General features: G+C 65.9%; 24 protein-coding genes and 1 other RNA gene. 4 read left to right on the top strand and 21 right to left on the bottom strand.

All coding sequences use genetic code 11. The features are described 5' to 3' along the window. Positions 1-58: 58 nt before the first annotated feature. The 15 genes from IGS74_RS16510 to ruvC form a co-directional block, all read right to left on the bottom strand. A complete protein-coding gene (locus IGS74_RS16510; protein WP_192387554.1) occupies positions 59-1,234 on the bottom strand; it encodes a phosphoserine transaminase in 1,176 nt (391 codons plus the stop codon). Between the two features lie 131 nt (positions 1,235-1,365). Then, positions 1,366-2,121, bottom strand: a complete 756-nt coding sequence (locus IGS74_RS16515; RefSeq protein ID WP_192387556.1) for an outer membrane beta-barrel protein — start codon at positions 2,119-2,121, stop codon at positions 1,366-1,368. Between the two features lie 159 nt (positions 2,122-2,280). Next, positions 2,281-3,627 (bottom strand): phosphoglucosamine mutase, encoded by a 1,347-nt coding sequence (glmM, locus tag IGS74_RS16520; RefSeq protein ID WP_039191840.1) that lies wholly within the window; start codon positions 3,625-3,627, stop codon positions 2,281-2,283. Between the two features lie 163 nt (positions 3,628-3,790). Further along, entirely contained in the window at positions 3,791-5,716 is a 1,926-nt protein-coding gene (gene ftsH / locus IGS74_RS16525; protein WP_192387558.1) for an ATP-dependent zinc metalloprotease FtsH, read from the bottom strand. A 170-nt stretch (positions 5,717-5,886) separates the two neighbouring features. Then, positions 5,887-7,074 (bottom strand): tRNA lysidine(34) synthetase TilS, encoded by a 1,188-nt coding sequence (tilS, locus tag IGS74_RS16530; protein ID WP_192387560.1) that lies wholly within the window; start codon positions 7,072-7,074, stop codon positions 5,887-5,889. A gap of 62 nt (positions 7,075-7,136) precedes the next feature. Next, positions 7,137-8,060 carry a tol-pal system protein YbgF gene (ybgF, locus tag IGS74_RS16535; protein ID WP_192387561.1) on the bottom strand — a complete coding sequence of 308 codons (924 nt, stop codon included), beginning with the start codon at positions 8,058-8,060 and terminating at the stop codon, positions 7,137-7,139. Positions 8,061-8,255: 195 nt separating this feature from the next. Then, positions 8,256-8,786, bottom strand: coding sequence for a peptidoglycan-associated lipoprotein Pal (pal, locus tag IGS74_RS16540; protein ID WP_039191830.1), 531 nt, complete (start codon positions 8,784-8,786; stop codon positions 8,256-8,258). 119 nt (positions 8,787-8,905) lie between these two features. Further along, positions 8,906-10,216 carry a Tol-Pal system beta propeller repeat protein TolB gene (gene tolB, locus IGS74_RS16545; RefSeq protein WP_039191827.1) on the bottom strand — a complete coding sequence of 437 codons (1,311 nt, stop codon included), beginning with the start codon at positions 10,214-10,216 and terminating at the stop codon, positions 8,906-8,908. A 76-nt stretch (positions 10,217-10,292) separates the two neighbouring features. Next, entirely contained in the window at positions 10,293-11,324 is a 1,032-nt protein-coding gene (locus IGS74_RS16550) for a hypothetical protein (RefSeq protein WP_192387562.1), read from the bottom strand. Positions 11,325-11,334: 10 nt separating this feature from the next. Beyond that, positions 11,335-11,781, bottom strand: a complete 447-nt coding sequence (gene tolR, locus IGS74_RS16555; protein ID WP_039191823.1) for a protein TolR — start codon at positions 11,779-11,781, stop codon at positions 11,335-11,337. A 27-nt stretch (positions 11,782-11,808) separates the two neighbouring features. Then, positions 11,809-12,525 carry a protein TolQ gene (gene tolQ / locus IGS74_RS16560; protein WP_039191822.1) on the bottom strand — a complete coding sequence of 239 codons (717 nt, stop codon included), beginning with the start codon at positions 12,523-12,525 and terminating at the stop codon, positions 11,809-11,811. 214 nt (positions 12,526-12,739) lie between these two features. Next, positions 12,740-13,198 carry a tol-pal system-associated acyl-CoA thioesterase gene (ybgC, locus tag IGS74_RS16565; RefSeq protein WP_192387563.1) on the bottom strand — a complete coding sequence of 153 codons (459 nt, stop codon included), beginning with the start codon at positions 13,196-13,198 and terminating at the stop codon, positions 12,740-12,742. Continuing rightward, on the bottom strand, positions 13,195-14,235 hold the full coding sequence (gene ruvB / locus IGS74_RS16570; protein ID WP_192387564.1) for a Holliday junction branch migration DNA helicase RuvB: 1,041 nt from the start codon (positions 14,233-14,235) through the stop codon (positions 13,195-13,197). Before ruvB ends, ybgC begins: the two co-directional genes overlap by 4 nt. Then, positions 14,232-14,852 carry a Holliday junction branch migration protein RuvA gene (gene ruvA / locus IGS74_RS16575; RefSeq protein WP_039191813.1) on the bottom strand — a complete coding sequence of 207 codons (621 nt, stop codon included), beginning with the start codon at positions 14,850-14,852 and terminating at the stop codon, positions 14,232-14,234. Before ruvA ends, ruvB begins: the two co-directional genes overlap by 4 nt. Then, complete coding sequence (ruvC, locus tag IGS74_RS16580; protein ID WP_192387565.1) at positions 14,849-15,412, bottom strand: crossover junction endodeoxyribonuclease RuvC; 564 nt, start codon at positions 15,410-15,412, stop codon at positions 14,849-14,851. The genes ruvA and ruvC overlap by 4 nt, the downstream gene beginning before the upstream one ends. Positions 15,413-15,551: 139 nt before the next feature. Here ruvC and IGS74_RS16585 point away from each other — a divergent pair, with 139 nt between their 5' ends. After that, the gene (locus IGS74_RS16585; RefSeq protein ID WP_246722612.1) at positions 15,552-16,625 is read left to right on the top strand and encodes a serine hydrolase; all 1,074 of its coding nucleotides are present in this window, start codon (positions 15,552-15,554) and stop codon (positions 16,623-16,625) included. A 12-nt stretch (positions 16,626-16,637) separates the two neighbouring features. Here the strand turns inward: IGS74_RS16585 and IGS74_RS16590 are convergent, their stop codons facing one another. Further along, complete coding sequence (locus IGS74_RS16590) at positions 16,638-17,387, bottom strand: YebC/PmpR family DNA-binding transcriptional regulator (RefSeq protein ID WP_192387566.1); 750 nt, start codon at positions 17,385-17,387, stop codon at positions 16,638-16,640. A gap of 80 nt (positions 17,388-17,467) precedes the next feature. Beyond that, positions 17,468-18,289 carry a TIGR00282 family metallophosphoesterase gene (locus tag IGS74_RS16595; RefSeq protein ID WP_192387567.1) on the bottom strand — a complete coding sequence of 274 codons (822 nt, stop codon included), beginning with the start codon at positions 18,287-18,289 and terminating at the stop codon, positions 17,468-17,470. A gap of 60 nt (positions 18,290-18,349) precedes the next feature. Between IGS74_RS16595 and IGS74_RS16600 the strand changes: the two genes are divergently transcribed. Next, on the top strand, positions 18,350-18,931 hold the full coding sequence (locus tag IGS74_RS16600; protein ID WP_192387569.1) for a CAP domain-containing protein: 582 nt from the start codon (positions 18,350-18,352) through the stop codon (positions 18,929-18,931). Here IGS74_RS16600 and IGS74_RS16605 read toward each other — a convergent pair. The 4 genes from IGS74_RS16605 to IGS74_RS16620 form a co-directional block, all read right to left on the bottom strand. Then, on the bottom strand, positions 18,885-19,442 hold the full coding sequence (locus tag IGS74_RS16605) for a 5-formyltetrahydrofolate cyclo-ligase (protein ID WP_246722615.1): 558 nt from the start codon (positions 19,440-19,442) through the stop codon (positions 18,885-18,887). The genes IGS74_RS16600 and IGS74_RS16605 overlap by 47 nt on opposite strands. A 73-nt stretch (positions 19,443-19,515) precedes the next feature. Beyond that, a non-coding RNA gene (ssrS, locus tag IGS74_RS16610) (6S RNA) lies at positions 19,516-19,673 on the bottom strand. Positions 19,674-19,727: 54 nt separating this feature from the next. Further along, complete coding sequence (locus IGS74_RS16615; protein WP_039192857.1) at positions 19,728-20,087, bottom strand: cell division protein ZapA; 360 nt, start codon at positions 20,085-20,087, stop codon at positions 19,728-19,730. A gap of 42 nt (positions 20,088-20,129) precedes the next feature. After that, positions 20,130-20,408: a DUF4164 family protein gene (locus IGS74_RS16620; protein WP_039192853.1), complete on the bottom strand. Its 279-nt coding sequence runs from the start codon at positions 20,406-20,408 to the stop codon at positions 20,130-20,132. 378 nt (positions 20,409-20,786) lie between these two features. Between IGS74_RS16620 and gap the strand changes: the two genes are divergently transcribed. Together gap and IGS74_RS16630 are read left to right on the top strand one after the other, a co-directional pair. After that, positions 20,787-21,800 carry a type I glyceraldehyde-3-phosphate dehydrogenase gene (gene gap / locus IGS74_RS16625; RefSeq protein WP_192387571.1) on the top strand — a complete coding sequence of 338 codons (1,014 nt, stop codon included), beginning with the start codon at positions 20,787-20,789 and terminating at the stop codon, positions 21,798-21,800. Between the two features lie 2 nt (positions 21,801-21,802). After that, positions 21,803-22,375 (top strand): putative glycolipid-binding domain-containing protein, encoded by a 573-nt coding sequence (locus IGS74_RS16630; RefSeq protein WP_039191793.1) that lies wholly within the window; start codon positions 21,803-21,805, stop codon positions 22,373-22,375. Positions 22,376-22,393 lie beyond the last annotated feature (18 nt).

Consider the following 22,393-nt stretch of genomic DNA (forward strand, 5'->3'; position numbering starts at 1 on the left):
GAGAAAGAAAGGGGATGGAGCGGTTGGCCGGGCATCCTTCAACGGACGCCCGATCAGGTCAGGCCGCTTCGGCCAGCGTCGCCTTCTGCGCCTCGTAGGCATAGGCAATCCACGGCAGAAGCGCCTCGATATCGGCAAGCTCGACCGTGGCGCCCGCCCAGATGCGCAGGCCGGGAGGGGCATCGCGATAGGCGCCGATATCCAGCGCGACGCCCTCTTTTTCGAGCTGCGAGGCGACGCCCTTGGCAAAGGCATCCTGCGCCTCTTTCGGAAGCGCGACGATCTCCGGGGCCGTGAAGCACAGGCAGACCGAGGTGTTCGACCGCGTCGCAGGATCGCGCGCCAGGAAGCCGATCCAGTCATGCGTGTCGACGAAGCGTTCGATCGCTTTCAGATTGGCGTCGGCACGGGCCTTCAAGGCCGGAAGACCGCCGATCTGCCGGGCCCAATCGAGAGCGTCGAGATAATCCTCCACGCACAGCATCGATGGGGTGTTGATGGTCTCGCCTTTGAAGATGCCCTCGCTGAGCTTGCCGCCTGAGGTCAGGCGGAAGATCTTGGGAAGCGGCCAGGCCGGCTTGTAGCTCAACAGGCGCTCGACCGCGCGCGGGCTGAGGATCAGCATGCCATGCGCACCCTCCCCGCCCAGAACCTTCTGCCAAGAGAAGGTAACGACGTCGAGTTTGTCGAACGGCAGGTCCTGTGCGAAGGCAGCGGACGTCGCGTCGCAGATGGTCAGCCCCTGGCGGTCTGCCGGGATGGCGTCCCCGTTGGGGACGCGTACACCGGACGTCGTGCCGTTCCAGGTGAAAACGACGTCCCTGTCGAAATCGACGGTCGCAAAGTCGACGATTTCGCCGTAGGGCGCTTCGAGGACGCGGGCGTCCGGAAGCTTGAGTTGCTTGACGACATCGGTCACCCAGCCGGAGCCGAAGCTTTCCCAGGCCAGCATGTCGACGGGCCGTGCACCGAGAAGCGACCAGAGCGCCATCTCGACGGCGCCCGTATCGGATGCGGGCACGATGCCGATACGGTAATCGGCGGGAACGCCCAGAATGTCGCGGGTGTCTTCGATGGCCTTGAGCAGCTTGGCCTTGCCAAGCTTGGCACGATGCGAGCGACCAAGCGCGGCATCGGACAGCGCATCCAGCGTCCAGCCAGGACGCTTGGCGCAGGGGCCAGACGAGAATCGAGGATTGGCCGTACGAACGGCGGGTTTGGCAAGCGGAGCCATAGAGCTACCCTTTCAGATAGAAGCGCCTCGTTGGGGAGGCGTGTCCCACTGACGGTGCTATCCGTGCCGCCATCGCCCGTCAAGCGGCAATAGAGTCATCATTCGTATTTTTCCACCAAGGTGGTAGCCTCTCAGGGCAGGCGGAATCGAAGTCCAACCGTTACGAGATGCCGGTCCGCGCCCTTGTCCTGCACCAGGATATCGCCCTGCGCAAACCCGGCCTCGAACGCATCGCCACCGCCGGTATGAGTATAGCGATACCCGGCATCGACCGAGATCGTGCCCGAAAGGGCATAGGCCGCGCCGGCCATCAGCGAATAGCTGGTGCGCCATCCGTCGTGCCCGGCAATGTCGCTCGCCGCCACACAGGCTCCACCGCTGCAAACGGAGGCGGCGACCGCCTCGTACGAAATGTGGCTGGCCCCTATTCCCGCTCCGACATAGGGGGTGATGCCCATGATCGTCCCCAGATCGGCATACAGGTTCGCATCCAGATCCACGACATCGCGCCGTCCGGCCATGTCGAGGCGGCATCCAACGCCGCAGAAGGCATTGGCCTCGGCTGCCCCGGCCGCATCATAGCTGCCGTATCGCGCCGTGACGTCGGCCCGGAGAATGTCGTTGAAGCGATAGCCGATGCCGGCGCCGCCGGAGAAATCTTCCGATTCCCGGAGATATCCACCGCCGACGTCGCCGGAGAGGCCCAGGACCCGGGCCCCCTTGCCGCCATTGCCCACCGAATGCGCCGCGTCGATGCGCGCATACCAGCCGCTGTCCGGCTGTATCGAAGCGGTCGTTATTTCCGGCGCATCGACAAGGTCGCTTGCCGACGCCGGCAAAACCACTGCGGCGACGAGCAAGGAAGCGAGGCGGGACAGCAGGCGCATTGCGGACATCCAACTTCTGGCGCTTCGGCGTTTCCGTAACCGGATATCCGACGCGCGGGAAAGGCCGGGCCGGTTGTCGCCCGATGAAGGGCGAACCGGTCCGGGGGTGTTTCCGCACTTTATTAACCATTACCTGCGCCAGGCTTTCGCCTTCTGCGTTCAGGCCGCCTGCTGATGACGAAGAACACCGATGATGTCGTCGACAACGGAGTTGACAAGGGAAAGGTCATCGCCCTCGGCCATCACGCGGATCAGCGGCTCGGTTCCGGATGGACGGATGACGAGGCGCCCGCTCCCGCCGAGGCGGGCGCGCCCCGCGTCGATGACGTCTCGCACGTCGCTGCGTTCGAGTGGCTTGCCGCCCGCGAAGCGGACATTCTTCAGGACCTGCGGCACCGGGTCGAACTTGCGCGCGGCCACCGAGACAGGCTCGCCGCGCCCACGCATGACGGCCATCAACTGCAGCGCCGAGATCAGCCCGTCGCCCGTGGTACCGTAATCCGACAATACGATATGCCCCGATTGTTCGCCGCCGACATTGTAGCCATGTTCGCGCATGTGTTCGACCACGTAGCGGTCGCCGACCTTGGTGCGCGCCAGCTCGATTCCCTTGCCGGACAGGAACCGCTCGAGACCAAGGTTCGACATGATGGTGGCTACGATGCCCCCCGCCGCGAGCCTTCCCTCGTCTGCCCAGGACTCGGCGATGACCGCCATCAACTGGTCGCCGTCGACGATGTCGCCATGTTCATCCACGACGAGTACGCGATCGGCGTCGCCGTCGAGAGCGATCCCGATGTCGGCCCGCACTTCGCGGACCTTGGCAGACAGTGCGACGGGGTTGGTCGACCCGCAGTTGAGGTTGATGTTGACGCCGTTCGGCTCCACGCCGATGGCCACTACCTCGGCGCCCAGTTCCCAGAGCACCTCCGGCGCGACCTTGTAGGCGGCGCCGTTGGCGCAATCGATGGCAACGCGCAGTCCATCAAGGGTGAAGTCCTTGGGCAAGGTCCGCTTGGCAAACTCGATATAGCGGTCATGCACACCGTCGATGCGCTTGGCACGGCCGAGTTCGTGGCTGGTCGCCAGTTGCCTGGACAGATCCTCTTCGATCAGAAGCTCGATCTGGTGCTCCAGTTCATCCGAAAGCTTGTAGCCGTCCGGTCCGAACAGCTTGATGCCATTGTCTTCGAACGGGTTGTGCGAGGCGGAAATCATGACGCCGATATCGCATCGGAGGGAGCGGGTCAGCATGGCGACCGCCGGTGTCGGCATCGGACCTACAAGGAAGACGTCGACGCCGGCGGCCGTGAAGCCAGCCACCAACGCGTTCTCGATCATGTAGCCTGACAGACGCGTATCCTTGCCGATCACGACCCGGTGCCGGTGGCTGCCCCGGTTGAAGGCGATACCGGCGGCCATGCCGACTTTCATGGCGATCTCGGCCGTCATCGGATGCGTATTGGCGCGCCCGCGAATGCCGTCGGTTCCGAAGTAGGATTTCATGCGTCTCTGTCCATTGGATGGTTGCGCGCATCTAGTGCGACAGACACTGCCACAAAAAGTAAAAAATAATATCACCGGGAAAGGTCGAACCCGCATCCCCAAAAGGAAAGTGCCGCATCCCTTGTGGGATACGGCACCTCGATTATCCAGAGTGACCTGCGGTTCAGGTCGACGGCTGCGGCTCCAGGCCGTCTTCCTTGCCGGATGGCTTGGAAGACCCGGCCTTCGGCACCGCGGACCCGCGCGACGGGGGCGTATCGTCCCCCATGTCGCGGGAAAGCGGCTTGCCTGCCAGAAGGTCGCGAACCTCATCACCCGACAGGGTCTCGTACTCCAGCAGCCCGTTGGCGACCGTGTGCAGATCCTCGATATGATCGTTGAGGATCTTGCGCGCCCTGTTCTCGGCGACCTCGATGATGCCGCGCACTTCGGAGTCGATCAGCCGCGCCGTTTCCTCGGACATGTTCTGCTGCTGCGAGACCGAATGACCGAGGAAGACCTCTTCCTGGTTCTGTCGGTAGCGAAGCCGGCCCAGCTTGTCGCTCATGCCGTATTCCATCACCATGGCGCGCGCCATGTTGGTGGCCTGCTGGATGTCGTTGGACGCGCCGGTCGTGACGTTCTCGAGACCATAGATGATCTCTTCCGCGGCACGTCCGCCGAAGATCATGGCAAGACGCGCTTCCATCTCGTTCTTGCGCATGCCGTAGCGATCGCGCTCGGGCAGATTCATCGTCACGCCCAGGGCGCGGCCGCGCGGAATGATCGTCACCTTGTGGAGCGGGTCGTTGCCCGGCTCGTAGATGCCGACAAGGGCGTGTCCGGCCTCGTGATAAGCGGTCAGGCGCTTTTCGTCCTCGGTCATGGCCATGGAGCGGCGCTCGGCGCCCATCATGACCTTGTCCTTGGCGTCCTCGAATTCCAGCATGGTCACCAGCCGCTTGGAGCGACGGGCGGCCATCAGGGCAGCCTCGTTGACGAGGTTGGACAGGTCCGCACCGGAAAAACCGGGGGTGCCGCGGGCAATGGTCTTCAGGTCGACATTGGGCGCCAGAGGCACATTGCGAACGTGCACCTTCAGAATCTTCTCGCGGCCACCGACATCGGGATTGGGCACCATGACCTGCCGGTCGAAACGGCCCGGACGCAGCAATGCGGGGTCAAGCACATCCGGGCGGTTCGTGGCGGCGATCAGGATGATGCCCTCATTGGCTTCGAAACCGTCCATCTCCACCAGAAGCTGGTTCAAGGTCTGCTCGCGCTCGTCGTTGCCACCGCCGAGCCCGGCCCCGCGATGGCGGCCGACCGCGTCGATCTCGTCGATGAAGATGATGCAGGGGGCGTTCTTCTTGGCCTGCTCGAACATGTCACGCACGCGGCTGGCGCCGACGCCGACGAACATCTCCACGAAGTCCGAACCGGAGATGGTGAAGAAGGGAACGTTCGCCTCGCCCGCGACGGAGCGGGCCAGCAGCGTCTTGCCGGTGCCCGGAGGGCCCACCAAGAGCACGCCACGCGGGATCTTGCCGCCGAGCCGCTGGAACTTCTGCGGTTCGCGCAGAAATTCGACGATCTCTTCCAGGTCCTGCTTGGCTTCGTCCACGCCGGCGACGTCGCCGAAGGTGACCCGGCCATGCGCCTCGGTCAGGAGCTTGGCCTTCGACTTGCCGAAGCCCATGGCCTTGCCGCCGGCACCGCCTTGCATCTGCCGCATCAGGAATATCCAGACGCCCAGGATCAGAAGGATCGGGCCGAACGACAGAAGCATCGACCAGATCGGGTTGCTGTTGTCGGCCGGCGGGCTGGCGCTGATCTGCACCCCCGAGTCACGCAGGCGGGTGACCAGCTCCGGATCGTTCGGCGCGTAGGTCTGGAACGGGTTCGTATTGTCCGTGTAGGTTCCGGTGATGCGCGGCCCCTGGATGGTTACCGAGCGAACGCGGTTGCCTTCGACGTCGGAGAGGAACTGCGAATAGGGGATTTCCCGCGATGCCGCTGTCTGCGAGCCGTTCGAGAAAAGCTGGAACAGCGCAATCAGCAGGAGCGCTATGATCGCCCAAAGGGCAAAATTCCGGAAATTCTGATTCATTATCCGTCCTGGATGTGCGCCGCAGCGTCGCCGCAATCACGACGATACCGGAAACGACGGCAAGTCCGTCAGTGGTCAAGATAGTAATCCGCCAAATGCTTGCCAACAGGCAAGGGCGGATTTGCGGCAAAATCACCCCCTCGCCTGAATTTTCGGTGTTTGGCATACCGCTAAAGGTCGGCCATCAGTCGCCAGCCTACACTTTCCCGGGCATACAGCACGTTCGACGGCCCGCCGCGCCAAAGGCGGATCGCGGGATGGCGGGCCAGCGCCTCGCCGGTCGGCGAGACCAGAACGGGCAGGCAGCGTTCTGTGGCGTTCCCCCGGGCGAAGGCCCCAAGGGCAACCATCGTCCCGGCATCCAGCCCCGATACCACGAAGCGCCGGTCGAACCATGCCCGGCCCTCCGTGGCCTCGGTCGGGCCGATTCCCTCACGGCCGTACTCGCGGCCGATCGCGACACGGCCGTCCCGCCACTGGAGGCGTGCGCCGCCAAGCGTGGCATACCCCTTGCCGGCATAGGAACGGTCGGCCAGCCGGGCCAGCTTGTCGGACTGAGGCGGGTACAATCCACCGCCGGCCGCCGTAATGGCCCGTCCGATCACCGCCCGCCTGAGCTCCGGCTCAAGCACGGACATTGTTTCCGCCACGATGTCGATCGAACCGCTTTCGTCCACCGTGATGCCCGCGCTTCGGATCGCCGATCCCACTGCGCGGTCGTAGGCGACCCGCTCCCGGCCGGCCTTCTCCAGGGCGCCGGGCACCTCTTCGGCATCCACCGTGCCGTCCTTCAGCGCGGCACGCAGCCGGGCGCGGGCATAGTGCATGTTACGGTTGGTGGGGTCTTCGCACCATGCGATCCCGGCTTGCGAAAGGGTTGCCCTCAGCCGCGTGCCCGCAATGCCGAGGAAGGGGCGCGCCAGCACCACGCCCGGCCGCAGCGCCCGAACCGGCCGCATGCCGGCAAGGGCTCGTCCCTCCGCGCCCCTGGCCCTGGCAAGCAGATACGTCTCGATCTGGTCGTCCAGTTGATGCCCCGTCACGACCGCGCCCGCCCGAACGGTCCAGGCAAACCGGCCGAGAAGGTCGTAACGTGCTTCGCGGGCCGCCGCCGAAAGGTTGCCGCTGCGCCCGCCGCGGTGATGCCAGCGCAACGTCCGGTGCGGAAGGCCATAGGAGCGGCATAGGCGTTCGACCGAGCGCGCCTCATCGGCGGACTCGGCTCGAAGCCCGTGGTCGACGGTCACGACATGGATGGCGGGATCGGCCAGATGCGCCCGGGCCATGGCGGCAAGATGAAGGAGTGCCGTGGAGTCCGCGCCGCCCGACACGGCCAGAACCAGCCTTGCCGCGTCCACCGTATGGGGGGAGGAGGCAAGGAGCGCCGCGGCCTCGCAAACGCCGACCGGGCTGTCGTCGCCTAGCTGCAGCGGGATGACTGCTCTTCCGTCTGCAGCTTGCGGCGGACATTGTCGCTCATCTGCGGATACCGCTTCTCCACCTCGGCATAGGTGGCGCAGGCCGTATCGCGATTGTCCAGCGCGGCAAGCGACATACCGAGCTTCAGCAGCATCTCCGGTCCCTTGGAGCTGGTTCCATGCTGCTTCTGCGCCGTCAGGAACACTTCAGCCGCTTCGCGATACTTTTTCTGGGCATAGAGGCTCTCGCCCAGCCAGTACTGCGCATCGCCTGCGTTCTCGGCGCTCGGATAGGTCTGCGTATATTGCCGGAACGTCTCTTCCGCCCGCACATACTCGCCAGCCAGCAGGTAGTTGTAGCCGAGACTGTAGAGGTCGGACTCATTGTGCGGCTGGATCGATGCCACGGTGTCGGAGCCCCCGGCCGGGGCAGTCTGGAATGCGCCGCTGTCGATGCTGGCGCCGAGGATCGAGCCGATCTCCTCCGAGCTCGCCGAGCTGATCTGCGATCCTGAAGAGGACGGCGGCGTTGCCGAAGCGAAATCCCCATCGCCGCTTCCGCCAGCGGGAGGCGTCGTCAACGCGCCGCTGCGCTGGCCGCTCTGGCCCGAGCCGCCGCCACCGCTGCCACCCTCCAGATCCTGGAAGCGCATGTCGTTGTCGGCCTGCGCGTTACGCAACTGCTCCTGCAGCTGCAGCACCAGAAACGACATTTCCTCGACCTTGCCGGTCAGGCGGCGGATCTCATCTTCCATCTGCGACAGGCGCACGGATGTATCGCCGGCCTGCGCCATCAGGACAGGCGCCTGCTGCGTCCGCTGGCCGCCGAAAATGTCGATGGCTGCCGCCGGCTGCACCACCATGAGGCCCGCAGCGAACGCCAGAATGGAAAGTCCCGCAAAGCGGGTCCCGGGTGACGTGGTCATGACAATTCCCCTGAAGTGTCGCAGCCGATAGTAAGGGGCCGCTTTTACGCTTCTTTTACGTTCTGGAGAATGGCAGTTCGGCCAAATTTTGGCATCGCACGCCGCAGGCGGCAGAAACGCGAGACGGCCCCTGTGGGGCCGCCTCATTTCATCGTGAGTGTTGCGCCTGCGCCAGTGGGCAGGCCGGCCGGACGCTCAGCTTCCAGCGCCGCTCAGCACCGTGACCGCACGGCGATTCTGGGACCAGCAGGAGATGTCGTCGCAGACGGCGACCGGGCGTTCCTTGCCGTAGGAAATGGTGCGCATGCGCTGGGGCTGCACGCCCTGAGCGGCCAGATAGTCGCGCGTAGCGGCGGCACGGCGGGCGCCGAGGGCCAGATTGTACTCGCGCGTGCCGCGCTCGTCGGCATGGCCTTCCACCACGATCTGGTAGTTCGGGTAGCGGTTCAGCCACTGGGCCTGCCGCGCCAGGGTCTGCTGGGCGTCGGCGCGGATGGAGGTGGAATCCGTATCGAAGAAGATGCGGTCGCCGACATTGACGGTGAAATCCTGCTGCGTACCGGGTGCGGCGCTGCCGGCGCCATAACCGCCGGCGCCGCCAAGGCCGAGGCCGCCGGCATTGTCCGGCAGGCCTTGGTTCTTCTTGGCGCAACCGGCAAGAGCGAGTGCGGCGACGAGGGCCAATACGATCCGGCCCATTGGTACGCGGCTATCTGTGCGGCGCATGGCCGACTCCTTCGAATTTGATCGATTCTGGTGATCTTGCATTTACCCTACGCGGGTTAACGCAAGGTCAATGAAAAAAGACGCCGCGTCCGTCAAGACGCGGCGCCGGATGGCACCGCCTATTCCAGCGAGGGCGACCACGCCGGGTCGGAGCCGAAGTTCGGCGTGGCGACCCGTTGCTCGTTACGGCCGGTCAGGTCGATCGAGTAGAGCTGGGGGCCACCGCTGCCGCGATCGTCGCGGAAGAACATCAGGACACGACCGTTGGGCGCCCAGGTCGGCCCCTCGTTGTGGAAGCCGGAGGTGAGGATGCGCTCGCCCGAACCGTCCGGTCGCATGACCCCGATCTGGAACTGGCCGCCCGTCTGCTTGGTGAAGGCGATGAGGTCGCCGCGCGGCGACCAGACCGGCGTCGAGTAGGACCCCTGCCCGAACGAGATCCGCGTCTGCCCGCTGCCGTCCGCGCCCATCACGTAGATCTGCGGCCTGCCGCCGCGATCGCTTTCGAACACCACTTTGGACCCGTCCGGCGAATAGGAGGGCGAGGTGTCGATGGCGTTGGTGGATGTCAGCCGCGTCGTCGCACGCGAGCGCAGGTCCAGCGCATAGATGTTCGAGGAGCCGTCCTGCTGCAGGCTCATGATGACGCGCTGCCCATCGGGCGAGAAGCGCGGAGAGAACGTCATGCCGGGGAAGTTGCCCACGATCTCGCGCTGGCCGGTTTCGAGCTGCAGCAGATAGACGCGTGGATCGCCCTGCCCGAACGACATGTAGGTGATCTCCTGCCGGTTGGGCGAGAAGCGCGGCGTCAGCACCAGGTCGTTGCCCTGCGTCAGGTAGCGCACATTGGCGCCGTCCTGGTCCATGATGGCAAGGCGCTTGCGCCGCTGGTCCTTGGGGCCCGTCTCGTCGACGAACACGACGCGGGTATCGAAATAACCCTTTTCGCCGGTCAGCCGCTCGTAGATGGCGTCGGAGATGATATGGGCGATGCGCCGCCAATTGTCCGGGTTGGCATAGAATTGCTGGCCATCGAGCTGCTGGCCGGCATAGGTGTCCCACAGGCGGAATTCGACGCGCAGGCGCCCGTCGGCCTCCGGCGTCACGCGGCCCACGACGAGCGCCTGTGCATTGATGACGGTCCAGTCCTGGAAGCGCGGCGTCGCATCCGGCCCGGCATCCTTCTGGATGAAGGCGGCGGGCGCCACGGGTGCGAACAGGCCGGACCGCTTCAGGTCCGCCGTGACGACTTCGGTGATCTGCTGGCCGAGCTGGTTGCCCGACTGGAATGCCGGCAGGGCGATCGGCAGCGGCTGGACGTTGCCCTGCGTGATGTCGATCTCCACCTGCGCCTGGGCAGGCGCAGTCATGGCCACCCCGCTCAAGGTCAGCGCAAGAATGGCCAGCATCGGTTTTAGAATGGATTTCATGACTCGGGACCCCTCCGGTTCCGGGAAGAATTTCGGGTAAGACGGCTCGGGCTGCGGTTTTGGCTCATGCGCGCCCTCAGAACATCTGGCTCGGATCGAAGTTGAAGGTGACGTCTTTCCACGTCTCGTATTTCTCGGGCGGCAGCGAATAGGGCGCACACCGCCGCACCGCGCGCACGGCAGCCTCGGCGGCGACCCGCTGCGCGGTCGATCCCGAGCCGCCCTCGACGATCTCGGGCAAACCGATAAGCTGCCCCGCCTGGTCCAGTTGCAGCCGCAGCGAAACGCGCAGCGAACCGGCATCGGAAACGCCCGACGGCGGCGACCAGCAGCGGCTGACCTGGCCGCGCAGGGCATCGTATTCGGACTGGCTCAGCCGCGCGCCCGTCGTGTGGGTGCCACCCAGCGACGCCTGCTGTTGCGAACGCCGCGCACCACCGCCCGCCGATTGCTCGCGGTTCAAAAGCGCGGCGATCTCATCTGCATCGAACTCGCGCTCGCGCGTATCGTTTGCGGTTTCGCGCGGCTTCGGCTGCGCCTCGGCGGTGCGTGTCGGCTGCTGGCGCGGCGTTTCGGGCGGGCGCGGCGGCTGCGGCCGCACCTGTGGCAGCGGAACGTTCTGCGGCAGTTGCGGCGCGGGCTCCACGGCGGCTTCCTCTACCGGAGCCGGTTCCGGCTCGGGTTCCGCCTCGGCGGGTGGCTCCGGCTGTGGCGCGGGCTCGGGCTCCTCGGCGGGTGGCGGCGGCGTTTCCTCTGCCGGTTGCGGTGGGGCAGGCGGCGGTGGCGCATCGGCGGTTGCCGTCTGCACCGTTTCCCGCGGGGCGGCGACCGGCTGCGGCGCGCTTTCCAGGTCGACCTCGTTGTTGCCGACATTCTCGGCCGGCATGGGCAGGCGCTCGGGCGCTTCGGTCGGCGTCGGCGCCGGCGTATCCGCCATCTCGGCATCGGCCTCGCCTTGCACGACCTGGCTGTACTCCTCAATGGGAACCACGGATACCGGCATGGCTTCGCCCTGCGTCATATCGAGCGGCCGTGGCGAGCCGAACGACACGAGCATGGCCGTCAACAATGCCGTATGCAGGGCCGCTGATGTGGCGAGGGATTTCATCGCGGTGCGCTCAGCTCCGCGTTTCCTGAGCCGTCACCAGCCCGATATTGCTGTAGCCGGCGGCGGATATGCGCGCCATGACGCGCGCGACGGCGCCATAGTCGGCAGCCTGGTCGGCGCGGATGAAGATGCGCTCCTCGTAGCCCGTCTGGGCGATGGCCTGGAGTTGGGGCACGAGCGCCTCGGGCTCGACTTCCGTTTCCTGGATGAAGACCTTGCCGTCCGCCTGGATGGCGATGGTGATCGGCTGCGTATCCGCGTTCAGCGCGCGGGCCTGCGTCTTCGGCAGGTCCAGCGGCACACCCACCGTCATCAACGGGGCGGACACCATGAAGATGATCAGCAGCACCAGCATGACGTCGACCATCGGCGTCATGTTGATTTCGCTCATCGGCGCGCGCTTTGCGCGTCCGCGCCTGCCGCGGCTGGAGCCGGAGGGCATTCCGGAAATGGCCATGTCGCTTGTCCTCCGTTCCGGTCCCGCTCAGCGCGATGCCATCTTCTCATCGATCTGCCGCGAAAGAATGGCGGAGAACTCGTCGGCGAAGGTCTCCATCCGGGCGCCCAGCTTGCCGGCGTCGGCCGACAGCTTGTTGTAGGCGATGACGGCGGGAATAGCGGCGACGAGGCCGATGGCGGTCGCCAGCAGCGCCTCGGCGATACCGGGCGCGACGACTGCAAGGCTTGTCTGTTCGGAGGCGGCGATGGCCTGGAACGAGGTCATGATGCCGACCACGGTGCCGAACAGGCCGACGAAGGGTGCGGCCGAGCCGACCGAGGCGAGAAAGCCCAGGCGCGATTCCAGCCCCTCGACCTCGCGTGCGATGGACACGTCCATGGCCTTCTCGATGCGGGTCTGAAGGCCGATCGGCGAGCGCGCGCCCTTTTCGAAGCTCTTCTTCCATTCACGCATGGCGGCGACGAACAACGCGCCCATGCCGGTGGTCTTGCGGTCGGACAGGGTGTGATACAGCTCTTCGAGGGACTGGCCCGACCAGAAATTGCTTTCGAACTGGTTCAGCTGGCGGCGGAAGGCGGCATAGCGCGTCACCTTGTCGAAGATGATCGCCCAGCTCCAGACGGAGGCGACAAGAAGCCCGAGCATGACAAGCTTGACGATGATGCCGGCCTGCCAGAACAGGTCCATCAGTCCGACGCCGTGAGCCTGCGCGGCAAGGCTCGTCTGGGCGACTTCGTTCATGTGCTTTGACCCTCGAATGGCCGCGGCTCGCACGAGGCGCGGCTGAGCTATCCCTGAAATTGCCTGAAGCGGCGGACACGAAGCGTCCGGCCGCCCCTTCCCCCAAGCCGCCCTTTCACCCATAGAATCAGGTAAAAGAATGGCGTAGAGGCGTCTGAAGCAGCCTGCCGACTATGGGCTTGTTAAGGTTAACGCCGCGTTACAAGGCGCGCTTTCAACCTTCGGATGCGCCCAACAGGCGCGCCACCGCAGACGGCATGCGGCGTGGCTTGCCCTCCGGCGAAATCACCGCAACCTTGACTTTCGCTTGCACCAGAAGCGCGTCGCCCCGGCTGATCCTCTGGTTCAGGACCACGCGCGCGCCGCCAAGAAGCGCTGTCGATGTTTCGACGCTCAGTATGTCGTCGATCCGTGCAGGGCGCAGAAAATCGATATCCATATGGCGCACGGCAAAGGCCATCGGCTCGCCGAAGCGGCCGTCCATCAATTCCCCGTGCCCGATTCCGTGAAGGCGCAGATAGTCCGTGCGACCCCGCTCCAGGAAATGGAGGTATCGGGCATGGTAGACGACGCCCGAAAAGTCCGTGTCCTCGAAATAGACGCGCACCATCAGCCGGTGCCCGGTCGGCGTCAGTTCTCCGGCAAGTCCGGGCACGCCCGCATCGCCGCTCATGCATCCGGCTCGTCGAACAGGGTAGACTGGGCGCCTTGATAGGTCGATGGCACGGCAAGCCCGAGATGGCGGAAGGCATGGGCCGTCAGCAGCCGGCCGCGCGGCGTGCGCTGGATGAAGCCCTGCTGTAGCAAATAGGGCTCCACGATATCCTCGATGGCGTCGCGGGGCTCCGACAGGGCGGCGGCGATCGTCTCGATACCGACCGGGCCGCCACCGAAATTCAGCGCGATGAGGTCGAGATAGCGCCGGTCCAGCGGATCCAGCCCCAGGCTGTCCACCTCCAGCCGGGTCAGCGCCTCGTCCGCCACCCGCCGGTCCACACGGGCGGCATCGGCCATGGTGGCGAAATCGCGCACGCGGCGCAGAAGCCGGCCCGCGATACGCGGCGTACCACGAGCCCGCCGGGCGATCTCGCGCGCGCCGTCGTCGGCCATCTCCAGCCCCATCAGCCGCGCACCGCGCCGCACGATGAGTTCCAGTTCCTCGACCGTGTAGAAGTTCAGCCGGACCGGAATACCGAACCGGTCGCGCAGGGGCGTCGTCAGAAGGCCGATGCGGGTGGTGGCCGCGACCAGGGTAAACCGCGAAAGATCGATCTTGACCGAGCGGGCCGCCGGCCCCTCGCCGATGATGAGGTCGAGCTGGAAATCCTCCATCGCCGGGTAGAGGATTTCCTCGACAGCGGGATTGAGGCGGTGGATCTCGTCGATGAAGAGAACGTCGCGCTCTTCCAGATTGGTCAGAAGCGCGGCCAGGTCTCCGGCCTTGGCGATGACGGGACCGCTGGTGGAGCGGAAGTTGACACCCAGCTCGCGCGCCATGATCTGCGCCAGGGTCGTCTTGCCGAGGCCGGGTGGTCCGACGAAGAGAACATGGTCCAGCGCCTCGCCGCGCGCCTTTGCCGCCTCGATGAAGACCTTCAGGTTGGCGCGCGCCGCCGCCTGCCCGACGAAATCCTCCAGCCGCTGCGGCCGAAGCGTGTTGTCGTCCTCGCCCCGGCTGTCGGGCGAAATGAGGCGCCGTGCGTCGCTCATCGGCTCAGCGCCTTCAGGCCGAGGCGGATCAACCGGGCGGATTCCGCGTCCTCGCCCGCCTCGCGCACGGCGCTTGCGATGGCGCCGGCCGCCTGGTCGCGGGCGTAGCCCAGATTGACCAGCGCCGACACTGCGTCGGCCACCGCCCCGGCGGCCACGCCGTCGCCAAGGTCGCGCTTCAGGGCAAAGCCATCGATATCGCCGGCCGTGGCGAAAGCCGGGGCCTTGTCCTTCAACTCCGCCACGATGCGGGCGGCGACCTTGGGGCCCACACCCGGCGCGCGTGCCACCATGGCCTTGTCCTGCAGGGCCACGGCATTGGCGAGGTCGCCGGCCGACAAGGTGCTCAGCACGGCCATGGCCACCTTGGCCCCGACGCCCTGCACGTTCTGCAGCAGGCGGAACCAGCCGCGCTCCGCATCGCTGGCGAAGCCGTAAAGGCGGATCATGTCCTCGCGCACGATGGTCTCGATGAACAGCGTCACCGCTTCTCCCATGCCGGGCAGGTTCGACAGGGTGCGTGCGCCGCAGAATGCGACATAGCCGACGCCATGGACGTCGACCACCACATGGTCACCGCCGATCTCGTCCACCGTACCCTTGAGTTTACCGATCAAACCCTGCCCCCTGCCAGGACGCCCCTGTCGCGTCCCGCTTCCAGTGCCGCAAGCCGCGCCGTCGCCGACTGGCGTTGATGCGTATGGCATATGGCGATGGCCAGCGCATCGGCGGCATCGTCCGTATCGAAGACGGCTTTCGGCATCAGAACCCTGACCATCATATGAATCTGGGTCTTCTCGCCATGGCCGACACCGATGACCGCCTTCTTGACGGCGTTCGGGGCATATTCCGATACCGGCAGGCCGGCAAGGGCTGGCACCAGCATGGCGATGCCACGCGCCTGCCCGAGCTTCAAGGTGGCCGTCGCGTCCTTGTTCACGAAGGTGTGCTCGACGGCGGCCTCGTGGGGGCTGAAGCGATGGATCACCTCCGCCAGACCGTCATGAAGCTGCCGCAGGCGCGAGGCGAGATCAAGCTTGTTGTCGGAGGTGACGGTGCCGGAATCCACGAAACGAAGGCTGTTTCCAAGGGTTTCGACGATACCCCAGCCCGTACGGCGCAGCCCCGGATCGATGCCGATGATGCGAATGACGCTCTCCTGCCTCGGGCGGACCATATCTTCTCCATTCATAGGCACATCGGTCGATTCGATAAAGCGCAAGAGTGAACAAAAGAGAAACATTCATTCGGGCGGTCGCAATGCCGCCGGACAGACGACATATGCCGGGTCGGAACTTGCCGAAGGACGACGCCCCATGCTCCCGACGATCCGCACGCTCGCCATCGCCGTCATGCTGGCGTCACCGCATGCCGCCGCCGCGCAGGACGCCGTGCCGGACGACGTGCGGGAGGCAAGGCCGGCCACGGCCGCCCCCGGCATTGCCGATCTGTCCGGCGCCTTCGAGGCCCTGCAGCCCCTGGAAACAGTCGTGATCGCCCGCAAGGGCGAGATCGTCCTGGACCGCGGGTTCCGGGGCAACCGGACCGATCGGGCCACCAACATCAAGTCGGCGTCCAAATCTGTCATCTCGGCCCTTGTCGGCATCGCCATCGACAAGGGCATTCTGGAGGGGACCGACCAGAAGATCGCGACCGTGTTGTCCGGCTCGTTCCCCGCCGATCACGACCCGCGCCTCGACGATGTCACCATCGGCCATCTCCTGTCCATGCAGGCCGGGCTGGAGCGAACCTCGGGCAGCAACTACGGCGGTTGGATCGCCAGCCGCAACTGGGTTTCCGACGCACTGGCCCGCCCCTTCACGGACGAGCCGGGCGGCGCCATGCTGTATTCCACCGGCTCGACGCATCTTCTGTCCGCAATCCTGACGCGCGCCAGCGGCAAGCCCACGCGGCAACTGGCGCGGGAGTGGCTGTCACCGGCAGGAGCCACCGTCTCGGGTTGGGAACGCGATCCCCAGGGGATCGACCTTGGCGGCAATCAGACGGCCATGACGCCGCGCGCCCTTTTGGCCTTCGGCGAAATCTACCGGCGCGGCGGGCTGGATGCGGAGGGCCGGCGCGTCGTCTCGCAAGGCTGGATTAACGAAAGCTGGACGCCGCGCACCCGATCGCGCTTCACCGGGGAAGCGTATGGCTATGGCTGGTTCCTGTCCCGCTTCGCCGGCCATGACGGCACCTATGGCTGGGGCTATGGCGGCCAGATGATCTATGTCATCCCGGACCTGGAGCTCACCATCGCCATCACGTCGGACGAGTCCCAGCCTTCGGGCCGCAGCGGCTATGTGCGCCAGCTTCACCGCATCGTGGCCGAGCAGGTGGTGCCGGCGGCCGAGGCCGCCATGCAGGCGGAGGGTGGGGAGGCCGGCTGAGCCGGCCCTGCCTCACGCGGCCGACAGGCGCGCCAGGACTTCTTCGTCCACTTCGAAGTTGGCATAGACGTTCTGCACGTCGTCGTCGTCTTCGAGGTTGGCGATCAGCCTCAGGATCGACTGTGCCTTTTCCTCGTCCACCGGGGCGCTGGTTTGCGGACGCCAGATGGCCTTGACGCTTTCCGCCTCGCCCAGCGATGCCTCGAGGGCGTTGGCCACATCGCCGATATCCTCGAAGGCGGTGATGATGCGGTGGCCGTCCTCGTCCGACTGGACATCGTCGGCGCCGGCCTCGATCGCCGCTTCCATGACGGTGTCGGCATCGCCTGCCGAAACCGGATAGACGATCTCGCCGACACGGTCGAACATGAAGGCGACGGAACCGGTTTCGCCAAGGGCGCCGCCCGATTTGGTGAAGTAGGACCGCACGTTCGAGGCGGTCCGGTTGCGATTGTCGGTCAACGCCTCGACGATCACCGCCACGCCGGCCGGCCCATAGCCCTCGTAGCGGACGGACTCGTAGTTGTCGCCCTCGCCGCCCGCGGCCTTCTTGATGGCGCGCTCGATATTGTCCTTCGGCATGGACTGCGCCTTGGCATTGTTGATCGCCAGGCGCAGGCGCGGGTTCATGTCGGCATCGGCCAACCCGCTCTTGGCGGCCACGGTGATTTCACGCGCCAGCTTGGAGAAGAGTTTGGAGCGGACGGCATCCTGCCGACCCTTCCGGTGCATGATGTTCTTGAATTGTGAATGACCGGCCATTTGGCACCTGTTTCTTGTCGATTATGCACTGGGTTGGGCGGACATATAAAAAAACGCGAGCCCTGCGTAAAGTTGGACCCCTACCAGAAGTCCGGCACGCATTCCGCCAGGCGCGGGCCGAGCCGCACCGGTGACACATGCTCGGCCAGCCCGGTGCGATCCGATATCTCCACGGCCAGCCCGCAAAGCGTGCCGGGGCCGGACGCCGCCTCGAAGCGGCCGCGCGGCACCTTCGTCACGAAGCGGTTGAGCGGCTCCTCCTTGTCCATTCCGAGCGATGAGTCGTAGTCGCCGCACATGCCCGCGTCGCTCTGGTATGCGGTCCCATGCACCAAGATCTGCGCATCCGCCGTCGGCACATGGGTATGCGTCCCCACCACGACGCTGGCCCGCCCGTCCAGGAAATGTCCCATCGCCTGTTTCTCGCTTGTGGCCTCGGCGTGGAAATCCACGATCACGGCGTCGGCCTGCTCCCCCAGCGGGCTGGATTCGACCAGATCGGCGGCACAGCGGAAGGGATCGTCGAGGTCGGGCGACATGAAGACGCGCCCCATGATGTTGGCGACCACGATACGCGCGCCGTTGCGCGCGATGAACAGGCCACTGCCGCGCCCCGGCGTGCCCTGCGGATAGTTGGCCGGCCGCAGGAAGGCATCGTAGCGCCCCGCGAAGCCCAGCGCCTCGCGCTGGTCCCAGACGTGGTTGCCCGTCGTCATGACGTCGGCGCCGGCTTCCAGCGTCGCCTCCAGTATGTCTTCGGTGACGCCGAAGCCACCGGCCGCGTTCTCGCCGTTCACCACCACGAAATCGAGCTTCCAGTCCGAAATGAGACCGGGCAGCCGATCCAGAACGACGGTGCGGCCGCTGCGTCCCACAAGGTCGCCGAGGAAAAGAAAACGCATGCCACCCCCTTGCCCGATTCGTGTCATTCTTGCCTTCCAGTACGCCAGATAGGAGGCAACGTGAAAGAAACAGATTGGTCGGCGTTCGGCGGCATGTCGCGGCGCGCCTTCGTACTGGCGGGCTGCGCCGCCCTCCTCGCCGGCTGCGCGGGGCCCATGGCAGGCGGTTCCAATACGGTCGCACTGCCGATCGCGGACGGCGCGGCATTGGCCAGCGCCAACCGGTTTCGTGCCGCCAACGGCCTGCCGCCCCTTTCCATCGATGGGCGGCTGATGCAGGCCGCACGCATCCAGGCCGAGGCGATGGCCGCCTCCGACACGCTCAGCCACACAGCAGGCGGACGCCTGCCAGGACGCGTCTCGGCGGCTGGTTACGAGTGGTCGACGACCGCGGAGAACATCGGTCGGGGATATGCCGATTACGAAGCCGCCATGCGTGGCTGGATCGGCTCGCCCGGACACCGCAGGAACCTGTTGAACCCCAATAGCGTGCATATCGGATTTGCCGGCGCGCGCCGGGCGGATGGCGGCCGGAATTACTGGGCGCAGGTGTTTGCCGCTCCACGGCCGGAGGCGGCGGCGGGCGGCGTTGCCTTCAGGGGCCAGGTGCTGTCGACGGGTGGTGTACTGCGCTTTCCGTGACGATCATGTCCAGCGCACGATCATGCGCGTCCATCGGCACGTGATCCACCCTCTGGGCGTCGAAGGCCACGCCGATGGCCAGAAGCCTGCCGCCTTGCGCCAGGCGGGCGATGGCCCTGTCGTAGAAGCCCTTGCCGTAGCCGCAGCGCCCGCACGCCCTGTCGAAGGCGGCCAGGGGAACGATCAACAGGTCCGGATGGAGTTGCTCGGCGTCCGGGCCGGGGGCATAGGTGCCGAAGCCCTGACGCTCCATGCCCTCGGCACCGTCGAGGCGGCGGAACACCAGATCGCCATCGACGATGGCCGGTACGGCGACAGGTATGCCGCGCGCCGCAAGCTCAGCCATCGCCGGTTGCGGATCGACCTCCGAGCGGATCGGCAGGTAGCCCGCTGCGGATAAAATCCGGCGGTCGCCGAGCATGGTCAGAAGGCGGTCGTTGATCGCGGCGGACGCCAAGGCCCGCGCTTCGATGGACAGCGCGTCGCGGCGTCGAAGGCCGAGTTCACGCACGATCGCCTTTTCTTCACGCAAGGATTGCCGCACGCCGCATCACCGCTCGTCGGATGGAAAGAAGATGAGGGAGTGACGAGCCACCTCGGCCGATGAGAAAGTCGATCCCGGGAACCTACAGAGTAGGTGGGCGCCGTGTGCCCCAGTCCACGGACCAGGGCAGGGACAGCTCCCTTCGGAATGACTAAGGCCCCGAGGAAAAGTTATCCCTGTCGTACCGTGCAGCCCGTCGCCAACCAATATAGCGGTGCCGCGCGCAGCTTGCCAGTGGGTGCCGGCTGGCGGTCATCGTTTTTCGCCGGCGCGCTCCAGCTTCAGCGCCACGCGCTCGATGGCTTCCGACATGCCGTTCATGGTTTCGATCAGCACTTCCCGGCCGTTGCGCGATTTATCCTGCGCCTCGCGCAGCGATGCCATCTCGGATTCGAGCGCGGAAAGGCGGGCCCTGGTCTCGGACAACTCGTCCATCGTCATGATGGCGGCCATCACGGTCAGGCGCTGGTCTCCGATCTCGCCGAAGCTCGACCGCAGTCCCACGACGCGCTCGTCCAGCTCCGCGCCGAGCGAAAGAAGATGGTCTTCCTCGCCTTCCGCGCAGGCCATGCGATAGGCCTTGCCGTCGATGGTCACCACGATCTGTGGCATCGTCATCCCCCGTTACGCAAACGACACTGTGCGGCCGTGCCGTCAGCCGCGCCTCTGTTCCATGACCTGCCGGATCGCCTCCATGGCGGCCACGAGCCGCCGGGACACTTCGCGGTTCGCCTCTTCCAGCCGCCCGGCCTTCAACATGCAGGCGTCCAGTTCCCCTGCAAGGCGACCGCGATCGGCGGTCATGCGCTGGATTTCCTCGTCGACGGTCATGGAAGCGCCGTTCTCGATGACCCTGTCGCTCGCCTGCTCGAGGCGCTCCAACGCCCTCTGCAATCGTGCCGAGGCGCCCGCCAGCGTCGTCTGGTCCTCCATGTGCGTCAAATACCCCCTCATGCCCGCGACGTCGTGGCCGATGGCCTTCATGAATGCCGGGCAGCAAGCCGATGGCAGATTTGTAAATCACCTGAGGCGCGATGAGAAGCGCGCCCTTTCGACAAGCGATTCTTTTGGACGGTCCTTGGACGCGGTAAATGCGGCGAAAGGCCGGAATAAGTCAGGCTTTCCGCGCGGCGCTTCCTAATCGGTTGAATGGATGGAGTGCCGCATTTTTCCGCCGCGAGCCCAGAAAAACCCGCAATTTTGGTTCCCACCCGGCGCTCGAATGCTCTAAGAAGCTTGGCGCTACGGGCCGGCCATCCACTGCGCCGGCATGCTCCGGTTTCCGGGGCGAAGGTTCCAAGGAGGACAGACATGGCAATTCGCGTCGCCATCAACGGATTTGGCCGCATCGGTCGCAACGTGCTTCGGGCGATCGTCGAATCGGGCAGGACCGATATCGAGGTGGTCGCCATCAACGATCTCGGCCCGGTCGAGACGAATGCGCACCTGATCCGCTTCGACTCCGTGCACGGACGCTTCCCCGGCGAAGTCAAGGTAGACGGCGACACGATCGATGTCGGACGCGGCCCGATCCGCGTGACCGCCGAGCGCGACCCGAAGAACCTCCCCTGGAAAGAGCTCGGCATCGACGTCGCGATGGAGTGCACAGGCATCTTCACTGATCCGGCGAAGGCCGGCGCGCACCTGGAGGCCGGCGCTCGCAAGGTGCTGATCTCCGGCCCGCTTTCCGGCACTGCCGGCGCAGAGAAGACGATCGTGTACGGCGTCAACCACCAGACGCTGACCGGAGACGACAGGATCGTCTCCAATGCCTCCTGCACCACCAACTGCCTCGCCCCCGTGGCCAAGGTCCTCAACGATGCCATCGGCATCGACAAGGGCTTCATGACCACGATCCACTCCTATACGGGCGACCAGCCGACGCTGGATACGATGCACAAGGACCTGTATCGCGCCCGCGCCGCGGCGCTGTCCATGATCCCCACCTCCACCGGCGCGGCCAAGGCCGTCTCGCTGGTGCTGCCCGAGCTCAAGGGCCGGCTGGATGGCGTCGCCATCCGCGTGCCGACGCCGAATGTCTCGGTGGTGGACTTCAAGTTCGTGGCCAAGCGCGCCACCACGGTGGAAGAGGTGCAGCAGGCCATCCGGGCCGCCGCCGACGGGCCGCTCAAGAGCATTCTGGGCTACACCGACTTCCCCAATGTCAGCCACGACTTCAACCACGACGCCCACTCCTCGGTCTTCCACATGGATCAGACCAAGGTCATGGACGGCACGCTGGTCCGCATCCTGTCCTGGTACGACAATGAATGGGGCTTCTCCAACCGCATGTCCGATACGGCCGTGGCCCTCGCCAAGGCCTGATCGTGTTCGCCCCGCCGCGCGCATGTGACGTTCGCTGGCGCCCGCTCGATGGAGACGGGCTGGAGCAGCTCAGCCTGCGGCCCGCCGCTGCCGGCGGCATCACGGCGCGCGGCGTCGTCATCGGCGCGCGCGGTGGCAAGACCTACGGCGTGTCCTACCGGATCGACTGCGATGCCGGCTGGACGATACGCCGCCTCGGGCTGGCGGTCACGGATGGCCGCCGGCTTGCACTGGAGTCGGACGGGAACGGCAACTGGCGCACCGCGGACGGCACGGCGCTGCCCGACCTCGCCGGCTGCATCGACGTCGATCTGGCTGGAACGCCCTTCACCAACACGCTGCCCATCCGCAGGCTCGGGCTGACGCCCGACCATGGCACGGTCGAGTTGTCCATGGTCTACGTGCCGTTCGACAGCTTCGAGCCGGTCGTGGACGGCCAGCGTTACACCTGCCTGACGCCGGCGCGCCTGTATCGTTACCAGGCTGCGGACCGGACATTTACCGCGGACCTGCCCGTCGACGAAGACGGGCTGGTGCTCGACTACCCCACCTTGTTCAAGCGGCTCGGCGGCTGAGGCCGGGCCCGACGGAGG

Source organism: Aureimonas sp. OT7 (genome assembly GCF_014844055.1).
In the GTDB taxonomy this organism is placed as follows: domain Bacteria; phylum Pseudomonadota; class Alphaproteobacteria; order Rhizobiales; family Rhizobiaceae; genus Aureimonas; species Aureimonas altamirensis_A.

Excerpts from the sequence above, each read along its gene's own strand:
- ruvC (WP_192387565.1), bottom strand. The coding sequence starts at position 15,412 with ATGGTCCGCCCGAGGCAGGAGAGCGTCATTCGCATCATCGGCATCGAT.
- pal (WP_039191830.1), bottom strand. The coding sequence starts at position 8,786 with ATGCGCCGCACAGATAGCCGCGTACCAATGGGCCGGATCGTATTGGCC.
- IGS74_RS16585 (WP_246722612.1), top strand. The coding sequence starts at position 15,552 with ATGCTCCCGACGATCCGCACGCTCGCCATCGCCGTCATGCTGGCGTCA.
- IGS74_RS16550 (WP_192387562.1), bottom strand. The coding sequence starts at position 11,324 with ATGAAATCCCTCGCCACATCAGCGGCCCTGCATACGGCATTGTTGACG.
- IGS74_RS16510 (WP_192387554.1), bottom strand. The coding sequence starts at position 1,234 with ATGGCTCCGCTTGCCAAACCCGCCGTTCGTACGGCCAATCCTCGATTC.
- ftsH (WP_192387558.1), bottom strand. The coding sequence starts at position 5,716 with ATGAATCAGAATTTCCGGAATTTTGCCCTTTGGGCGATCATAGCGCTC.
- glmM (WP_039191840.1), bottom strand. The coding sequence starts at position 3,627 with ATGAAATCCTACTTCGGAACCGACGGCATTCGCGGGCGCGCCAATACG.
- ybgC (WP_192387563.1), bottom strand. The coding sequence starts at position 13,198 with ATGAGCGGCGATGCGGGCGTGCCCGGACTTGCCGGAGAACTGACGCCG.
- IGS74_RS16620 (WP_039192853.1), bottom strand. The coding sequence starts at position 20,408 with ATGGAGGACCAGACGACGCTGGCGGGCGCCTCGGCACGATTGCAGAGG.
- ybgF (WP_192387561.1), bottom strand. The coding sequence starts at position 8,060 with ATGACCACGTCACCCGGGACCCGCTTTGCGGGACTTTCCATTCTGGCG.
- IGS74_RS16615 (WP_039192857.1), bottom strand. The coding sequence starts at position 20,087 with ATGCCACAGATCGTGGTGACCATCGACGGCAAGGCCTATCGCATGGCC.
- tolR (WP_039191823.1), bottom strand. The coding sequence starts at position 11,781 with ATGGCCATTTCCGGAATGCCCTCCGGCTCCAGCCGCGGCAGGCGCGGA.
- IGS74_RS16515 (WP_192387556.1), bottom strand. The coding sequence starts at position 2,121 with ATGCGCCTGCTGTCCCGCCTCGCTTCCTTGCTCGTCGCCGCAGTGGTT.
- IGS74_RS16590 (WP_192387566.1), bottom strand. The coding sequence starts at position 17,387 with ATGGCCGGTCATTCACAATTCAAGAACATCATGCACCGGAAGGGTCGG.
- ruvB (WP_192387564.1), bottom strand. The coding sequence starts at position 14,235 with ATGAGCGACGCACGGCGCCTCATTTCGCCCGACAGCCGGGGCGAGGAC.
- tolB (WP_039191827.1), bottom strand. The coding sequence starts at position 10,216 with ATGAAATCCATTCTAAAACCGATGCTGGCCATTCTTGCGCTGACCTTG.
- IGS74_RS16595 (WP_192387567.1), bottom strand. The coding sequence starts at position 18,289 with ATGCGTTTTCTTTTCCTCGGCGACCTTGTGGGACGCAGCGGCCGCACC.
- gap (WP_192387571.1), top strand. The coding sequence starts at position 20,787 with ATGGCAATTCGCGTCGCCATCAACGGATTTGGCCGCATCGGTCGCAAC.
- tolQ (WP_039191822.1), bottom strand. The coding sequence starts at position 12,525 with ATGAACGAAGTCGCCCAGACGAGCCTTGCCGCGCAGGCTCACGGCGTC.